The organism is Pseudomonas sp. GW821-FHT11D10 (assembly GCF_058808435.1).
Window position 1 is genome coordinate 903278 of sequence record NZ_JBXARR010000001.1, and the last position, 15015, is coordinate 918292.

At 60.5% G+C, this 15015-nt stretch carries 18 protein-coding genes; 5 read left to right on the forward strand and 13 right to left on the reverse strand.

The features are described from left to right. Positions 1 to 541: 541 nt before the first annotated feature. Genes AC1RT4_RS04250 through AC1RT4_RS04260 form a run of 3 tightly spaced genes read left to right on the forward strand, consistent with a single transcriptional unit; the run spans position 542 to position 2741 of the window. Positions 542 to 1837 (forward strand): OmpP1/FadL family transporter, encoded by a 1296-nt coding sequence (locus AC1RT4_RS04250; protein ID WP_493083738.1) that lies wholly within the window; start codon positions 542 to 544, stop codon positions 1835 to 1837. A 59-nt stretch (positions 1838 to 1896) separates the two neighbouring features. Continuing rightward, the gene (locus AC1RT4_RS04255) at positions 1897 to 2409 is read left to right on the forward strand and encodes a hypothetical protein (protein ID WP_493083740.1); all 513 of its coding nucleotides are present in this window, start codon (positions 1897 to 1899) and stop codon (positions 2407 to 2409) included. A 38-nt stretch (positions 2410 to 2447) separates the two neighbouring features. Then, a complete protein-coding gene (locus AC1RT4_RS04260; protein ID WP_493083742.1) occupies positions 2448 to 2741 on the forward strand; it encodes a hypothetical protein in 294 nt (97 codons plus the stop codon). 85 nt (positions 2742 to 2826) lie between these two features. Here AC1RT4_RS04260 and AC1RT4_RS04265 read toward each other — a convergent pair whose 3' ends face one another. The 9 genes from AC1RT4_RS04265 to AC1RT4_RS04305 all read right to left on the reverse strand — a co-directional run bounded on the left by AC1RT4_RS04265 (position 2827) and on the right by AC1RT4_RS04305 (position 10484). Further along, positions 2827 to 3111: a hypothetical protein gene (locus AC1RT4_RS04265; RefSeq protein ID WP_493083744.1), complete on the reverse strand. Its 285-nt coding sequence runs from the start codon at positions 3109 to 3111 to the stop codon at positions 2827 to 2829. Between the two features lie 83 nt (positions 3112 to 3194). Further along, positions 3195 to 3425: a hypothetical protein gene (locus AC1RT4_RS04270; protein ID WP_007958902.1), complete on the reverse strand. Its 231-nt coding sequence runs from the start codon at positions 3423 to 3425 to the stop codon at positions 3195 to 3197. A 121-nt stretch (positions 3426 to 3546) separates the two neighbouring features. Further along, positions 3547 to 3777, reverse strand: a complete 231-nt coding sequence (locus AC1RT4_RS04275) for a hypothetical protein (RefSeq protein WP_007958903.1) — start codon at positions 3775 to 3777, stop codon at positions 3547 to 3549. A gap of 71 nt (positions 3778 to 3848) precedes the next feature. Continuing rightward, complete coding sequence (locus AC1RT4_RS04280; RefSeq protein ID WP_493083747.1) at positions 3849 to 5474, reverse strand: ABC-F family ATP-binding cassette domain-containing protein; 1626 nt, start codon at positions 5472 to 5474, stop codon at positions 3849 to 3851. A gap of 143 nt (positions 5475 to 5617) precedes the next feature. Further along, a complete protein-coding gene (locus tag AC1RT4_RS04285; RefSeq protein ID WP_493083749.1) occupies positions 5618 to 6655 on the reverse strand; it encodes a DNA topoisomerase IB in 1038 nt (345 codons plus the stop codon). Positions 6656 to 6728: 73 nt separating this feature from the next. Then, the gene (modC, locus tag AC1RT4_RS04290; RefSeq protein WP_493083751.1) at positions 6729 to 7808 is read right to left on the reverse strand and encodes a molybdenum ABC transporter ATP-binding protein; all 1080 of its coding nucleotides are present in this window, start codon (positions 7806 to 7808) and stop codon (positions 6729 to 6731) included. A 3-nt stretch (positions 7809 to 7811) separates the two neighbouring features. Continuing rightward, the gene (gene modB, locus AC1RT4_RS04295) at positions 7812 to 8492 is read right to left on the reverse strand and encodes a molybdate ABC transporter permease subunit (RefSeq protein WP_007958914.1); all 681 of its coding nucleotides are present in this window, start codon (positions 8490 to 8492) and stop codon (positions 7812 to 7814) included. Beyond that, entirely contained in the window at positions 8493 to 9248 is a 756-nt protein-coding gene (modA, locus tag AC1RT4_RS04300; RefSeq protein WP_102688025.1) for a molybdate ABC transporter substrate-binding protein, read from the reverse strand. 174 nt (positions 9249 to 9422) lie between these two features. Further along, the gene (locus AC1RT4_RS04305) at positions 9423 to 10484 is read right to left on the reverse strand and encodes an NAD(P)H-dependent flavin oxidoreductase (RefSeq protein WP_493083753.1); all 1062 of its coding nucleotides are present in this window, start codon (positions 10482 to 10484) and stop codon (positions 9423 to 9425) included. Between the two features lie 214 nt (positions 10485 to 10698). Here AC1RT4_RS04305 and acuI point away from each other — a divergent pair, with 214 nt between their 5' ends. Both acuI and AC1RT4_RS04315 read left to right on the forward strand, forming a co-directional pair. After that, positions 10699 to 11682: an acrylyl-CoA reductase (NADPH) gene (acuI, locus tag AC1RT4_RS04310; protein WP_493083755.1), complete on the forward strand. Its 984-nt coding sequence runs from the start codon at positions 10699 to 10701 to the stop codon at positions 11680 to 11682. A 61-nt stretch (positions 11683 to 11743) separates the two neighbouring features. Next, complete coding sequence (locus tag AC1RT4_RS04315) at positions 11744 to 12202, forward strand: GyrI-like domain-containing protein (protein ID WP_493083757.1); 459 nt, start codon at positions 11744 to 11746, stop codon at positions 12200 to 12202. Here AC1RT4_RS04315 and ada read toward each other — a convergent pair. The 4 genes from ada to AC1RT4_RS04335 all read right to left on the reverse strand — a co-directional run bounded on the left by ada (position 12199) and on the right by AC1RT4_RS04335 (position 15003). Beyond that, positions 12199 to 13266 (reverse strand): bifunctional DNA-binding transcriptional regulator/O6-methylguanine-DNA methyltransferase Ada, encoded by a 1068-nt coding sequence (gene ada / locus AC1RT4_RS04320; protein ID WP_493083759.1) that lies wholly within the window; start codon positions 13264 to 13266, stop codon positions 12199 to 12201. The two genes, AC1RT4_RS04315 and ada, sit on opposite strands and share 4 nt — an antisense overlap. An 88-nt stretch (positions 13267 to 13354) precedes the next feature. Continuing rightward, positions 13355 to 14017, reverse strand: a complete 663-nt coding sequence (gene alkB / locus AC1RT4_RS04325) for a DNA oxidative demethylase AlkB (RefSeq protein WP_493083761.1) — start codon at positions 14015 to 14017, stop codon at positions 13355 to 13357. A 5-nt stretch (positions 14018 to 14022) separates the two neighbouring features. Continuing rightward, positions 14023 to 14742, reverse strand: a complete 720-nt coding sequence (locus AC1RT4_RS04330; RefSeq protein WP_493083763.1) for a 2OG-Fe(II) oxygenase — start codon at positions 14740 to 14742, stop codon at positions 14023 to 14025. 90 nt (positions 14743 to 14832) lie between these two features. Continuing rightward, positions 14833 to 15003, reverse strand: a complete 171-nt coding sequence (locus tag AC1RT4_RS04335) for a hypothetical protein (RefSeq protein WP_007958927.1) — start codon at positions 15001 to 15003, stop codon at positions 14833 to 14835. Positions 15004 to 15015 lie beyond the last annotated feature (12 nt).

Consider the following 15015-nt stretch of genomic DNA (forward strand, 5'->3'; position numbering starts at 1 on the left):
AATCCTTCCATTGAGTGCCGACGCCAAGCGACGGACTAATTCAGCGTAGGACGTTTCCTTGGACTTTCCAGGTTCTAAGGCGTTTGCTGGATAGAGGGTGCTTAAACATTCCCGTGCTGGTTAGCGAAGGCTGTGTGAATACCGTTCGTCGCCTTGTGACAGCGCGTATACCTGGTATTCAAGTGTTTAGTTATCGATCATCGCGAAATGCGTGACAATTTCCTGTCGGTTATATAGGAGATTTTTAACTGGCTGATTTTTATAAAAATTGGAGTTTTCAGGGATCTTCTTTGAATGTTTGCCTCAGGCGGAATCTTGAACTTGCCATTACGGATGATCAGATTTGTTCCGCTTGATTCTTGAAGCCGGGCGACTTTGTTTCTGGCCAACTGCTAATCACCTACTACCTTGAAATGGGCTTGTTCTTTGCGCTTCTGATTTAACGCATTCCTGCCATGAGGGCGCGTAGAAGATGCACTCAAAAACCGGGCTAGTTCGAAGAACTGATGTCCTGCATGGATGACTTCGACGAGGACGCGTCATGCATACAAGCCGCTACGTTCGCCGACTCCATGTTACTTCCCTGGCACTCAGCCTGGGCCTGCTCACCGGCAATACCTGGGCCGGGGGCATTCTGATTTACGAGGCGGGTCAGGAAGGTAACGGCCTGGCCAATGCCGGGGCTGCCGCGCTGGCCACTGATCCCAGCGTGCTGATGAGCAATCCCGCTGGTCTCACAGAGCTCAAGGGCACTCAGATCAGCGCCAATGGGCAGGTGATCCTCGGTGACATACGGTTCTCCCGCGACAGCAACAACCAGTTCGACGGGAACGAAGGCGGCAATGCCTTGCAGTACCTGCCGGGTGCGAGTTTGTTCATCAGTCACCAGATCGATGAACGCTCTGCCGTCGGTTTTGGCATGTACGGCAACTTCGGCCTGGCCCTGGATTACGATGACGATTGGGCCGGCCGCTACTTCAACCAGGAAGCGGCAATCATTGGTGTTTCGTTCCAGCCGACACTGGCGCACAAGTTCACCGATGACCTGTCGATCGGCATCGGCCCGCGCATCATGTACGCCTATTACCGGAATGAAACGGCGGTCAACAATAACCTGCTCGGACTGCGCGATAGTCCTGATGGTCAACTCGAATACAAGGACACCGACGTTGGTGCAGGCATCAACCTTGGCCTGCTTTATCGCTTGAGCGAGCGCACGCAGGTCGGCCTGGCCTACACCAGCAAGATCGATCTGGAATTCAAGGACAGCCCCAGTGTGCGCAAGGTCGACAACCCGATCATCAATGCGGCATTACGTCGACTGGATGTCGACTCGCTGGAACTGGACATGTCGGTGCCGCAAACCGTTCTGCTCAGCATCGCCCACGATCTGAATCCGCAATGGAAACTTCTGGGCAGTCTCGGTTGGCAGGACTGGAGCGAGTTCGGCGAAATCGGCGTGGAGGTCGACGCCAATGCAACCGGCGTCAGCCGCACCGCTAACCGCCGATACAAGGACACCTGGCATGCCTCGATGGGGGCGCAATACCAGGTGACGTCGCGTCTGCGCTGGAGCATGGGCCTGGGCTATGACAGCTCGGCGGTGGATGACAAAGATCGCACGGTCGACAACCCCATGGGCGATGCCTGGCGTCTGGCTACGGGCGTCAATTACCAGCTCGATGAAGGACTGGATGTGCACGCGGCCTATACCCTTGTATGGCTCGGCGATATGGAGGTTGACCAGACGAAGGCCCGTTCCGGGGAAACGCTGTCTGGCACTTACCGAAACGCCGCCCTGCACATCATCGGCGGTGGTGCGACGTGGCGGTTCTGAAGGCACGATATCTGTGTCTTGGTGCAATCCGTTTTTCTTGACTTCTCAAGGACGCCAAAATGAGCGCGGTGTTGAACAAGATCAAACATGAATTCATGAAAGTGCTCCCACCCACGATCTTTTTTTTCGTTATTTTGCATATCGTCGCTTTGATTCGTTCGCTCATGATCAAAGGGTCGGGGGTCGATCTTCCGGTTTCAGCCTCAGTGCTGATAGCGTCCCTCATACTCGGAAAGTCTGTCCTGGTAGCGGATATGCTGCCTTTCATCAACCGTTTTCCCGATAAGCCGCTGATCTGGAACGTGATCTGGAAGACACTGATGTATAACCTGGTCGCTCTGATCGTCCATTATCTGGAACGGCTCTACGACTACTGGAAAGAAGCCCCGAGCCTCTTGGATGCGAACTCCCTGCTATGGACTTCGATGAACTGGCCTCGTTTTTGGGCGGTGCAGATATTGCTCATCACGCTGATATTCATGTACTGCGTTATCGCAGAGTTGGCACGTGTCATCGGACATGATCGGTTAAAGGTGATGTTCGTGGGGCCGCTTGCGCCAATACAACGCTAGTGTTTCTTTCTCGCTCAACCCGACACAGGACAATGATGATGAAACGACTGCTATTGGGCGTTTTGCTGATGTCTTCAGGCCTTGCTCAAGCGGGCATTCCGCTGTTGAACGCAACATGCCCTGGCAATATCGAGATCCACGCTGACAAGGGCGGCCCGATCTATATCAACGGTAAAGAAGGGAAGCTGAAGAAATTCAACGATAACGCCTTCGAAGCCAAAGGCAGTGGCGTGACCATCTCGCTGACGATCATGCCCGACGGCTCACCTGATGTTTCATACACCGGCAAGAACAAAGCCAATGGCGTTTGCCAAGTGAAGGAAACGAAGTAGGCCGGGTTATTCCATGTCGGGGCCTGGATCGTAAGGGCATTCAGCGAACAGCAAAAAGGGCCGATTCAATCGGCCCTTTTTTTGTTCAGACGAAGGCTTGCCCGGTAAATCCTCTAGGCAAACGCTGAAGTCCGGCCATCGCGGTCAACCGCTCGATCCACTCGGAACGCCAGTCGGACGCCGTGTGCGCATCCTTTGAATGGCGAGCCGCGCGCCGCGCCGCATTGCGCTGATCTTTGCGCGCATCCTTGTAAGCGTCGGTATTGCGGCAGCTGCGGCACTTCACTCGATTGAGTTCGTTGCTGGAGGAGAGGTTGTTGCCCTTGTGCCCACAGGCCAGGTGCCCGTCGACTTTGAAATGAATGACCATAAGACGTCTCCTTGGTGACGTGTAAAGGTATTGACCTCACACGACCAAGGACGTTCTTTTTTCGCGCACCGTGAATCGATGACCTACCTGAAGCGTGGCAACGGCCGGTCGATCGGTTTGAGCGATGACAGGGTGCTGCGAATCAGCGGGGTATCCTTTTCGATATCGTTCAGCCGGTCGCGGATGCGCAGGGCGGTGGGGTGCCCGCCTTGATGGTCGACCCAGTCGGCGATCTCTTTGCAGGCGGCAGCGAGGCGTGCTTCGCGGGCATCGAGCAAGGTGAGGAGAGTGGTGATGGACTCTCTTTCGGACATGGAACACCTCCGTTCATTAATCCGCTCGGTGGCAGCAAAAAGCCCGCGAAGGGCGAGCTTTCTGCCGTTGGGGCGCTGCTCCTTCAGCTGTTTTTGAGTATAGACCCGTAAATCACAGCTATCAGCCCGACGACTCGGGGGCGGTCACTCGCGAGCTGGCGGCGTTGAGCCGGTGACATTCCTTGCGGGCGTCTTCTTCCCGGTCGTAGCCATCGCCGATGAAACCGCCGGTTCGTGTATCGCAGATGCGATACCAGCCCAGGGCTTCGGCGGGCTCATGGAGAGTTTCTCCGGCGCGCCGGCCGTGGATGACGATCTTGTTGCAGCGCTTCACGACGAATATGTCTTCCATGGCGTCACCGCGGCTGATTCGTACCAGATCAACTATAGAAGCCCTGACCAATCGTGCAAAAAATACACAGGTCAGTTCGTCGGGTGCAGTTGCCAGCCTGATGGGTGCCAGCGCAAGTGGTGAGTCGGATTCAACGCCTTAAGGAAGTCCTGATCGTGGGAAACGGCGACAATGGCGCCCGGAAATGACTGCAACGCTTGTTCGAACGCTTCCACCGAAGGCAGATCCAGATGATTGGTCGGTTCATCCAGCAGCAACAACTGCGCAGGATCCGCTCGCCACAAGGCCAGCGCCAGCGCGGCTTTCAGGCGCTCGCCACCGCTCAACGAAGCGCAGGGAGCCGTGGCGCGGCTAGCATCCAGCTGCAGGTGGGCGAGATAGCTGCGCAGGGTGCCTTCGGTCAGCGCCGCCCCTTGCATCATCAACTGTTCGGTGATGGAACGCTGATCGTCCAGTTGCGCCAGTTGCTGATCCAGGAATGCGAAGGGCACGTGAGTCGTGGCGGCTCCATCGACGGGTGCCAGTTCCCCGGCGAGCACTTTCAACAGGGTTGATTTGCCACAGCCGTTGGGCCCGCTGACAGCAATCCGCATCGGGCCGTGGATAGTAAGGCTCAGTGCGCCGTTTGACAGCCAGGGCAGCCGAGCGTCGATCAGCGTGCAGATCTGACGGTTGTTCGGCACCGCGCTTCCGGGCAGGTTGATCAGCACGCTGTCCTCGGGTTGCACCTTGGCGTAAGCATCGCGCACCTGGGCATCCAGTTCGGACTTGCGTGCCTGATGACCCTGACGGACATGCCCCATGATTTCCCGGGCAGCGCCCTTGATCGCCACGTATTCGAAACTGGCAATGTTGGCGGTTTCGGCGTTGCGTCGCGAGTTGGCGGCGTGGCGCTGTATGGTGTCGTGCTCGCGCCGTAGCCGAATTCGCTCGCGCTGGCGTTCGCTTCTGGCGTGGTCGAGACGTGCCTGCGCCGCGGCTTGGTGGATTCGCTGATGCTCGCGGAATGCCGAATAATTGCCACCGAATTCGATAGCCCCCGAAGCGCTCAACTCGACGATCCGCTGCATCCGGTCGAGCAGTTGCCGATCATGGCTGACGACGATCAAACCGGTGTGCCAGCGTTCCAGCGAGTTCATCAGCCATTGATGTCCCGATGCATCCAGATGGTTGGTCGGCTCATCGAGGACCAGCAACGGAGCCTGACTCAAAAACGCGCCAATCAGGGCGATGCGCGCTTGCTGGCCGCCACTGAGGTTCCCGGTGTGATCGGTGAAGGCAACTTCTGTCAGGCCGGCGTCATCAAGCAAGCGCCGCAAACGGTCCGCCAGATCCCATTGTTCACCAATGAGGTCGAAATCCTCGACTGATCCGCAGCCCCGGTTCATTCGCTCCAGCGCCTGAAGAATCGCGGCGCTGCCGGTGGTCTCGGCGACCGTCTCGCCGGGTGCCGCGACAAAGGTTTGCGCCACGTAGTTTGTCGCCACGGCTCGCGTCACGCTGCCGCTGGTGGGTTGCCAGAGTCCGGCGATCAAGCGCGCCAGTACGCTTTTGCCAACGCCGTTGCGCCCGACAATGGCGGTCGGGGTGTGATCGAATTTCAGATTGAGTGCAGTGAAAATCGTCTCGCCATTGGCGAACTGAAAACCCAGTTGATTCAGGGAGACGAGAGCAGGCGTACGCGAGACGTGAGTCATCGGCACCTCCAGAAAATGTCGTGAACACTGACAAGCGCCATGAACGGCGTGTCGCGATTACATTTTTGAAGGCTTAGTTGTTCACTTCTGCGGTCGTCCCGGGGAGGTAGGAGGGCGTAGCCTAGTCGAGACGGCCGAAGGCTTCAAGGCGTGTTTGCCTGCTCGACCATCCGCTCAAGGAACAGCGCCAGCGCGACTTCTTCCTTGCGCAGGCCCTTGCGGATGCGCGGTTTCGGCAACTCGGCCAAGGCGCCGAGCATGAAGTGCTCGACCACTGCCGGGTGGATGTAGCACTTGCGGCAGACCGCCGGCGTGTTGCCCAGTTGGCGGGCGACGCCCTTCACCATTTCGACCACATGCCGTTTGGCCTCGGTCTCGGATTCCCATTGCAGCTCCCGCAGAACCGCCAAAGCCAGGGCGCTGCCGGCCCAGGTTCGGTAATCCTTCGCGGTGAAGTCAGCGCCGGTCAGGGTTTGCAGGTAGGTGTTGACGTCAGAAGAGCTGACGGTGTGCCGCTCGCCATTTTCATCCAGATACTGAAACAGGTTCTGCCCCGGAATTTCCAGGCAGCGCTTGATGATCCGCGCCAGGCGCCGGTCCTTCACCGTGATCTGATGTTCGATGCCGCTTTTGCCGCGAAACTGGAACAGGATCGCGCTGCCGTTGACCTCGACATGCCGGCTGCGCAGGGTGGTCAGGCCGTAGGAGCGATTGTCCCGCGCGTATTGCGTGTTGCCGACGCGGATCAGGGTGGCGTCGAGCAGCGTGATGACGGTTGCCATGACTTTGTCGCGGCTGAAGCCCGGCGATGCCAGCAGCGCTTCCAGCTGTTTACGCAGCTTGGGCAGCGCCAGGCCGAATTCACGAAGACGCGAATACTTGTCCGCGTCGCGCACTTCGCGCCAGCGCGCGTGATAGCGATATTGCTTGCGCCCACGGGCATCGCGGCCGGTGGCTTGCAGATGGCCGCGCGGGTCGGCGCAGATCCACACGTCGACGTAGGCCGGTGGAACGGCCAGTGCATTGATGCGTTTGATCTCATCAGGATCGGTGATGCGTAGGCCTGCGGGGTCGAAGTAGGCGAATTTTCCGCGCAGTTTTTTGCGGGTGATACCGGGCTGCGTGTCATCGACGTAATGCAGATCCGAAGGCAACACCTCGGTGAGCGCAGTATCGGGCATGGCGGACTTCCTTCGCGGCAAATCAGGCTGTTAAAGCCATTGACCGCGCGTCGTGACGGTCGTGCCCGCGGATTTACGCCAGTACCGCGACAGCCTTGATCTGCGCCCACAACGACTGGCCCGGATGCACGCCGAGCTGATCCCGTGAATAGCGAGTGATGCGCGCCAGCAACGGTGTCCCGCCGGCATCGAGGCGAATGAGCACGTGGGCGGCGTTATCGGCCGGCTGTTCGCTGACGACCGTGACCGGCAGGCGATTGAGAATGCTGCTGAACTCGCTGTTTTGCAGGGTCAGGCTGATGTCGCGCGCGTGCACCTTGCACCGCAGTCGCTGGCCCGTCGTCATCGGCGCGTGGGTTACGCGAATGCTCAGTGACGAGTCCGGCAGTTGCAGGGTGAGCAATTGATAGTCGGCATCGTAGCCGCTGACTTGGCCTTCGATGATCACGCCGGCGTCGTTGTCCATGGCCAGGGGCAGGTCGAGCCGCGCCAGGGTTTCGCCAATCGGACCGCTGGCCAGCGCTTTGCCGTCGCTGAGCAGCACCAGGTGGTCGGCGAGCCTGGCCACTTCGTCCTGAGCGTGGCTGACATACAGCACCGGGATTTCCAGTTCGTCGTGCAGGCGTTGCAGGTAGGGCAGGATTTCGCTTTTGCGCTGACTGTCGAGGGCCGCCAACGGCTCATCCATCAGCAGCAGTCTGGGGCTGGTCAACAGCGCGCGGGCGATGCCGACACGCTGACGCTCGCCACCGGACAGATGCTGCGGGTGACGATCCAGTAAATGGCCAATGCCCAGCAGTTCGGTGGCTTGGGTCATGTCGACCCGGCGATGCGCCTTGGGAATGCGCTTGAGGCCGAATTGCAGATTGGCCAGCACCGACAGGTGCGGAAACAGGCTGGCTTCCTGGAAGACATAGCCGAGCGCGCGTTTGTGCGGCGGCACGAAAATGCCTTTTTCGCTGTCCTGCCAGACCTCGTCATTGATGCGGATAAAGGCTTGCGGCGCGCGTTCGAGCCCGGCGATGCAGCGCAGGCATGTGGTCTTGCCCGAGCCGGACTGACCGAACAGCGCGGTCACGCCGCGACCGGGCATCTGCAGATCGACATCGAGGCTGAAGCCCGACCAGGCCAGTTTCAGACGTGCATCAATCATCGATCAGCTCCAGCCCGCGCGGGTCTTGCGGCTGGAATACAGCGCCAGCAACACCAGAAACGAAAACACCAGCATCGCCCCGGCCAGCCAGTGCGCCTGCGCGTACTCCATGGCTTCGACGTGGTCGTAGATTTGTACGGAAACCACCCGGGTCTTGTCAGGAATATTCCCGCCGATCATCAGCACCACACCGAATTCGCCGACGGTGTGGGCGAAGCCGAGGATTGCCGCAGTGATGAAGCCGGGACGGGCCAGGGGCAGAATCACGCTGAAAAAAGTGTCCCAGGGATTGGCGCGCAAGGTCGCGGCCACTTCCAGTGGGCGAGTACCGATCGCGGAGAAGGCGTTTTGCAACGGCTGCACCACGAACGGCATGGAATAGAGCACCGAACCGATCACCAGGCCGGTGAAGCTGAACGTCAAGGTGCCAAGCCCCAGCCATTGGGTGAAATGCCCAATGAAGCCATTGGGGCCGAGGGCCAACAGCAGATAGAAACCGATGACCGTCGGTGGCAACACCAGCGGCAACGCGACAATCGCGCCGATGGGGCCGCGCAGCCAGGAACGGCTGCGCGACAACCACAGGGCAATCGGGGTGCCGACGACCAGCAGGATCGCGGTGGTCAGGGACGCCAGTTTCAGGGTCAGCCAGATCGCCGCGAAATCGGCACTCGTCAGCGACATTTACAGCTGATAACCGTAGGACTTGATGACCGCAGCGGCTTTCGGGCCTTTGAGGTAATCAACCAGCGCCTTGGCAGCGGCGTTGTCCTTGCCCTTGTTGAGGATCACCGCGTCTTGCTTGATCGGGTCGTGCATGCTCGCCGGAACGATCCACGCCGAACCGCTGCTGACCTTGCCGTCCTTGTAGATCTGCGACAGCGCGACGAAGCCCAGCTCGGCGTTGCCGGTGGATACGAACTGGTAGGCCTGGGTGATGTTCTGGCCTTCGACGATTTTGGCTTTGGTAGCTTCAGTCAGTTTCAGTTTTTCCAGCACCTGGGTGGCTGCCAGACCATAAGGGGCGGCTTTCGGGTTGGCGATGGACAGGTGCTGGTACTCGTTTTTCTTCAGGACGTCGCCTTTGGCATCGACGTAACCTTCCTTGGCCGACCACAGCGCCAGGGTGCCGATGGCGTAGGTGAAGCGCGAACCCTTGACGGTGTCGCCTTCTTTCTCGAGTTTTTCCGGGGTGGTGTCATCGGCCGAGAGGAACACTTCGAACGGCGCGCCGTTTTTGATCTGGGTGTAGAACTGGCCGGTAGCGCCATAGGCTGCGACCAGTTTGTGCCCGGTGTCTTTTTCGAAATCGGCGGCAATCGCCTGGATCGGCGCGGTGAAGTTGGCCGCGACAGCGACTTGCACTTCGTCGGCCTGAGCGGCGCCGATGGCGAATACCGCGAGCAGGGCAGGGGCAAAACGTGAGGCACGATTGATCATGTAACGGCTCCGTGGGTGGCAAGTGCAGTGGGCAGTTGTTATTGGATAGGTAGACTGCGCCGATGCGAGGGGGTGAAACGCTATATAGCGAAATATATAGCGAAATGCCGCCAAACGGAAAGCACTGCTTTGAAACCGGGTGAGGGCGCCACGCTCCTCACCCGTTCGAGTTCATCATCGCGTCAGTTTTGCCAGTGCGCCTTCAGCCAGTTGCCGGGTCAGTTCAGCGGTGCCGAGATCTTTGCCGAGCGTGAACGCCTGGCCGGCCCAGAGGTTGCTGAACTCCGCTTCACCCTTCGCGCGCAACGGCATCAAGGCACCGCCCGCCAGCGGAAAGGCAGGGGCCTTGTCCGACATCGGGCCCAGCTCCCGCATCACCCGATTGAGAATCCCCCGCGCCGGGCGCCCGGTAAACAGGTTGGTCACCGCCGTCTCGCTTTCCTTGGCGGTGCGCAAGGCCTTGTGGTGAGAGGCACTGACTTTCGCTTCAGGAGTAAACAGATATGCCGTCCCGACCTGAACCGCCGAAGCACCGAGCAGGAACGCTGCCGCCACGCCGCGCGCATCGGCAATCGCACCGGCAGCGATCACCGGCACATTCACCGCGTCGACCACTTGCGGCACCAGGGCAAACGTACCGACCTGACTGCTCAGGTCAGCGCTGAGGAACATCCCGCGATGGCCACCGGCCTCGTAACCCATGGCGATGATCGCGTCGCAACCGTTCTGCTCCAGCCAGATCGCCTCGTCGACGGTGGTTGCCGACGAGATGATTTTCGCGCCGGTGGCCTTGACCCGATCCAGCAGGGATTTTTCCGGCAGGCCGAAGTGGAAGCTCACCACTTCAGGGCGAAACTCTTCCAGCACTTCGCAGGCGGCCGCATCGAAGGGCGCGCGGTTGGACACCGGCGTCGGCGCATCGAAATCGACACCCAGTTCGCGATAGTAGGGTTCCAGCAGGTTTTTCCAGTCGCGGGCCTTTTGCTCATCGGGGGCAGGCGGTTGATGGCAGAAGAAGTTGACGTTGAACGGCTTGTTTGTGCCCTGGCGAATGGTCTTCAGTTCTTCGCGCAGTTGCTCGATGGTCAGCATCGCGGCCGGCATCGAACCCAGGCCACCGGCGTTGCACGCTGCGATGACCATGGATGAGTTGGTGGCACCGGCCATGGGGCCCTGGATGATCGGCAGTTCGATGCCGAACAGGTCAAGAATGCGGGTATCAGGCCATTGGCTCATAAAATAGCTTCTCCGACGACAAAACAGGGCAGGGACGGTAGCAGCCGGTTTTTTAACGCAAAGCCACCCCCATGACCAGCACAGATTTGTAGCTTGAACAGCCGGCGCTGGCTCGGCGTTCGGGCCCGATTGGCTAAAGGTCAAGTGGGGCAAAATGTTGCAGTGTGCTATTCCAGTCCCTCGACATCCTGAATTCCACCCGTGAGAGGCAGTCATGTTCAAAGGCATTTTGATCGACAAAGACGACAGCGGTTATCGCGCCAACCTGCAGGAGATCAACGACGAGCAGTTGCCGGAGGGCGATGTGACGGTTCGCGTCGCGTACAGCACGCTGAACTTCAAGGACGGCCTGGCGATCACCGGCAGCAGCCCGGTGGTGCGCAAGTTTCCGATGGTGCCGGGGATCGATCTGGCGGGCACCGTTGAAGTCAGTTCGCACCCGGACTACAAGGTCGGCGATGCGGTTCTGCTCAACGGCTGGGGCGTCGGTGAAAGCCACTGGGGCGGTCTGGCGCAGAAGGCGCGATTGAACGGTGACTGGCTGATTCCGCTGCCCAAGGCATTCACCGCCGCGCAAGCCATGGCCATCGGCACGGCCGGCTATACGGCGATGCTGTGCGTCATGGCGCTGGAGCGCAACGGCGTGACCCCGCAACAGGGCGAAGTGCTGGTGACGGGGGCCAATGGCGGCGTCGGCAGTTTTGCCATCGCGTTGTTGAGCAAGCTGGGCTACCGCGTGGTCGCTTCGACCGGTCGGGTGTCGGAACACGAATACCTGAAACAACTGGGCGCCGACGAAATCATTGATCGCGCCACCCTGTCCGAACCCGGCAAGCCGCTGGCCAAGGAGCGCTGGGCGGGCGTCATCGATTCGGTCGGCAGCCACACGCTGGCCAATGCCTGCGCCAGCACCCGGGCCGAAGGCACCGTGGCCGCGTGCGGTCTGGCTCAGGGCATGGATTTTCCGGCATCCGTGGCGCCGTTCATTTTGCGCTGCGTGACGCTGGCCGGGATCAACAGCGTGACCCAGCCCAAGGCGCGCCGCATCGAGGCCTGGGATCGTCTGGCGAAGGATCTGGATTTCGCGCTGTTGCCACTGATCAGCCATGAAATCGGCCTCGGCGAAGCCCTCGAAGCGGCGCCGAAGTTGCTCGCCGGTCAGTTGCGCGGGCGGGTTGTGGTCGACGTCAATCGCTGACACATTAGCGCCACCGCGGCCCGCCCGGGCCGCACTTCGAGCTAATGGAGTGGCGTTTTCGATGGATTTACCACAGCAATACGTCGATTCATTCACGGTTTCCGGCCTGCGCGTGCGCACCACCAACGCAGCCGAACACAACCCTGAAACCGCGCAGATCGGTCCGATGTGGGGACAGTTTTTTGCCAAGGGGCTGGCCGAGGTGATTCCCGGCAAACTGACCGAGTCGTCCGTGTATGGCGTGTATTCGGCTTACGAGTCGGATGCCTCCGGGGCATTCGATGTCACCGCCGGGGTGGCGGTGGCCGAGCCGTCGGCAGACCTCGAGACGATCCGGATCGAAAGCGGCAATTATCTGGTGTTCGAAGGGCGCGGCCCGCTGCCGGGAGCGGTCATCGAGACCTGGAGCCGGATCTGGCAGCACTTTGAAGCCAATCCGCAGATCGAGCGTCGATACGCCACCGACTTCGAGGCCTATACCGGCCCCGAATCGGTGGCGATTTATATCGGCCTGCGTTAAGCCGGCGTTTCGCGCAGCAACAACTCACGCTTGCGCTCCACGCCCCAGCGGTAGCCACTGAGATTGCCGTCGCTGCGCACCACGCGGTGGCACGGAATGGCCACCGCGAGGCTGTTGGCGCCGCAAGCCTGAGCCACTGCGCGCACGGCTTTTGGCGAGCCGATCCGCAAGGCGATGTCCGCGTAGCTGGCGGTGCTGCCGACCGGTATTTCCCGCAGCGCCTGCCACACCCGTTCCTGAAACGCCGTGCCGCGCACATCCAGCGGCAAATCCAGGCCGATGGCAGGCGCTTCGATGAAGCCGACGACGCGTGCGATCAGTTGTTCGAACTCGGCATCGGCGCCGATCAGGTTGGCCCGGCGAAACTGGTCCTGCAGGTCGCACACCAATTGGTGCGGATCGTCCCCTAGCAGAATCGCGCAGATCCCGCGCTCGCTCTGTGCCACCAGAATGGCGCCGAGCGAGCACTGGCCGACGGCGAAGCGGATGTCGTTGTTCTGACCGGCAGCCCGGAAGTCGCCGGGTTTCATGCCCAGCACCTGATCGGCCGCCTCGTAGAAACGGCTGTTGGAATTGAAGCCGGCGTCATACAGCGCCTCGGTCACCGTGCCGCCGTCTGCCAGGCGCTGACGAACCCGGCGCGAGCGATGCGCGGCGGCGTAACCTTTGGGCGTCAGGCCCGTTGCGGCTTTGAACACGCGATGAAAATGGAAGGCGCTCAGGCCGGCGGTCTCGGCGAGATCGTTGAGCGCCGGCAGACTGTCCGATGCTTCGATCTGGCGACAGGCTGCCGCGACGGTCGCAGCGTGTTGCGCGGCGACTTCGGTCTGATCCTTGCCCGCCCGTTTGCTGGGGCGATAGCCCGCAGCCTCGGCGTCTTCGGCGGTGTCGAAGAACTCGACGTTCTGCGGTTTCGGCAAGCGCGCCAGGCTGCTGGGGCGGCAATAGATGCCGGTGGTTTTCACGGCATAGACAAACTGGCCGTCCGCCCGAGGGTCGCGTGCGACGACAGCGGCCCAGCGTGGATCGTCTTCAGTGTTCAGCGAGGTGGAAAGCGTTTTCATGATGGAGAGTCCGTTGACCTGTTGAATTTCAGGTTAACCAGTGCCACCGGCCGGAACACTCCGACCCTTGCGGTCAAACTTTGCAGGATTATCCAGCGGTGCGAAACGTCAGGTTGAAACGCTGTTCGCCCAGGCGCGGGTGCCGGCCAGGCTTGATCGGCAGAATGCCGTGATAGCGCAGTCGGTCGACGCCGCCCCAGATCACCATATCGCCGTGCAGCAGCGAAATCTTCTGGCTCCTGTCGCCACGCGCGAAACCGCCGAACAGGAACGTTGCCGGCAAGCCCAATGACAGGGAAACGATCGGCGCTTCGTAGGCGGTTTCGTCTTTGTCCTGATGCAACGACATCTTTGCGCCTGGGACATAACGATTGATCAGGCAGGAATCCGGTACGAAGTCGGCAAATCCGGCGCGTTTCGCTGCGGCCTGGGCCAGTTCGCGAAACACCTCGGGCATGGCTGGCCAGGGTTGATGGCTCACGGGATCTTCGGATGAATAGCGGTAGCCGCTTCGATCGGTGATCCAGCCCAGTGCGCCGCAACTGCTGGTGGCCACCGACATGCTGAAGCCCCCGGGCGTCATCATGTGGCGCAGCGGTGCGCAGGCGATGATCGATTCCAGGGCCGGCAACAGCTGCTCGATTTGTGGCAAGGCAAAGCCGCGCAGCACCCAGGATTGCTCGCCGATCTGTTCGGCGCGCCGGGGCTGCTCGGATTCTATGTCGGCGAACAGATCGAAGGTGGTTTGCATGATCGTCAGGTCGCGTCGTGGAAGATGATGCCCAGAGTATGACGTTTTCCACTGTGCAGTCGGCTGACGCCGTGGCGCATGGTCACCCGATAGTTGCCGCGCACGCCTTTGACCGGGCGCTGGTTGACGGCAAAGATCAGCGCGTCGCCTTTTCTCAGGTCCATCACCAGCGGGCGGGACTGCATTCTTGGACGTTGTTCGGTCATGACGAACTCACCGCCGGTGAAGTCTTCGCCAGGTTCTGACAGAAGAATCGCCACTTGCAGTGGAAAGACATGCTCGCCGTACAGATCCTGATGCAGACAGTTGTAGTCCTGCGGGCCGTATTGCAGCAAGAGCGGGGTAGGCCGCAGTTGACCGGCGGCGTGGCAGCGCTCGAGAAATTCGCGGTGTTGCGCTGGAAAGCGCGCTGGCAGGCCCATTCGTTCATGCCAGCGGTTGGCCAGCGGCACGAGTCGCGGGTAAAGCGCGCTGCGCAGGCGTTCCACCACGGGGGGAAGCGGATAGCGCAGGTATTTGTATTCCCCGCGCCCGAAACCGTGGCGGGCCATGATCACCTGGGATCGAAACGGTTCACTTTGTGGGTAAAGCGCACTCAACCGATCGCAGGTGTCCGGGCGCAGCAGCGTGCGGATGACGGCGCAACCGTCCTGGTCCAGTTGCTGCTCCAGAGCAATCCAGTCGAGCGCATCGAGCGGGGAGGCGGGTGAGGGTGAGGGTGACATGCTGATTCCTTGGCTTACATTCAGGTATCAGTCTGGGCCGTCCACCCGGCCGCAACACTCCGCCGCTTGCGGTCGAATTTCGTCCGGGTCTTACAGGGCCTTGCTGACGCTGATGTCGCTGATCACATCGTCGCTCTGGCCGTGCAGGGCATCCAGTGCGGCCTTGGCTTCTTCCGGCGTGCCGTTTTCCAGTTGGGCGAACTCGAAGCGGCGTTCACCGTTGAGTTTGTACTTGATCACGTATTTGGTCGTTTGGGCCACGTTGATGCTTAC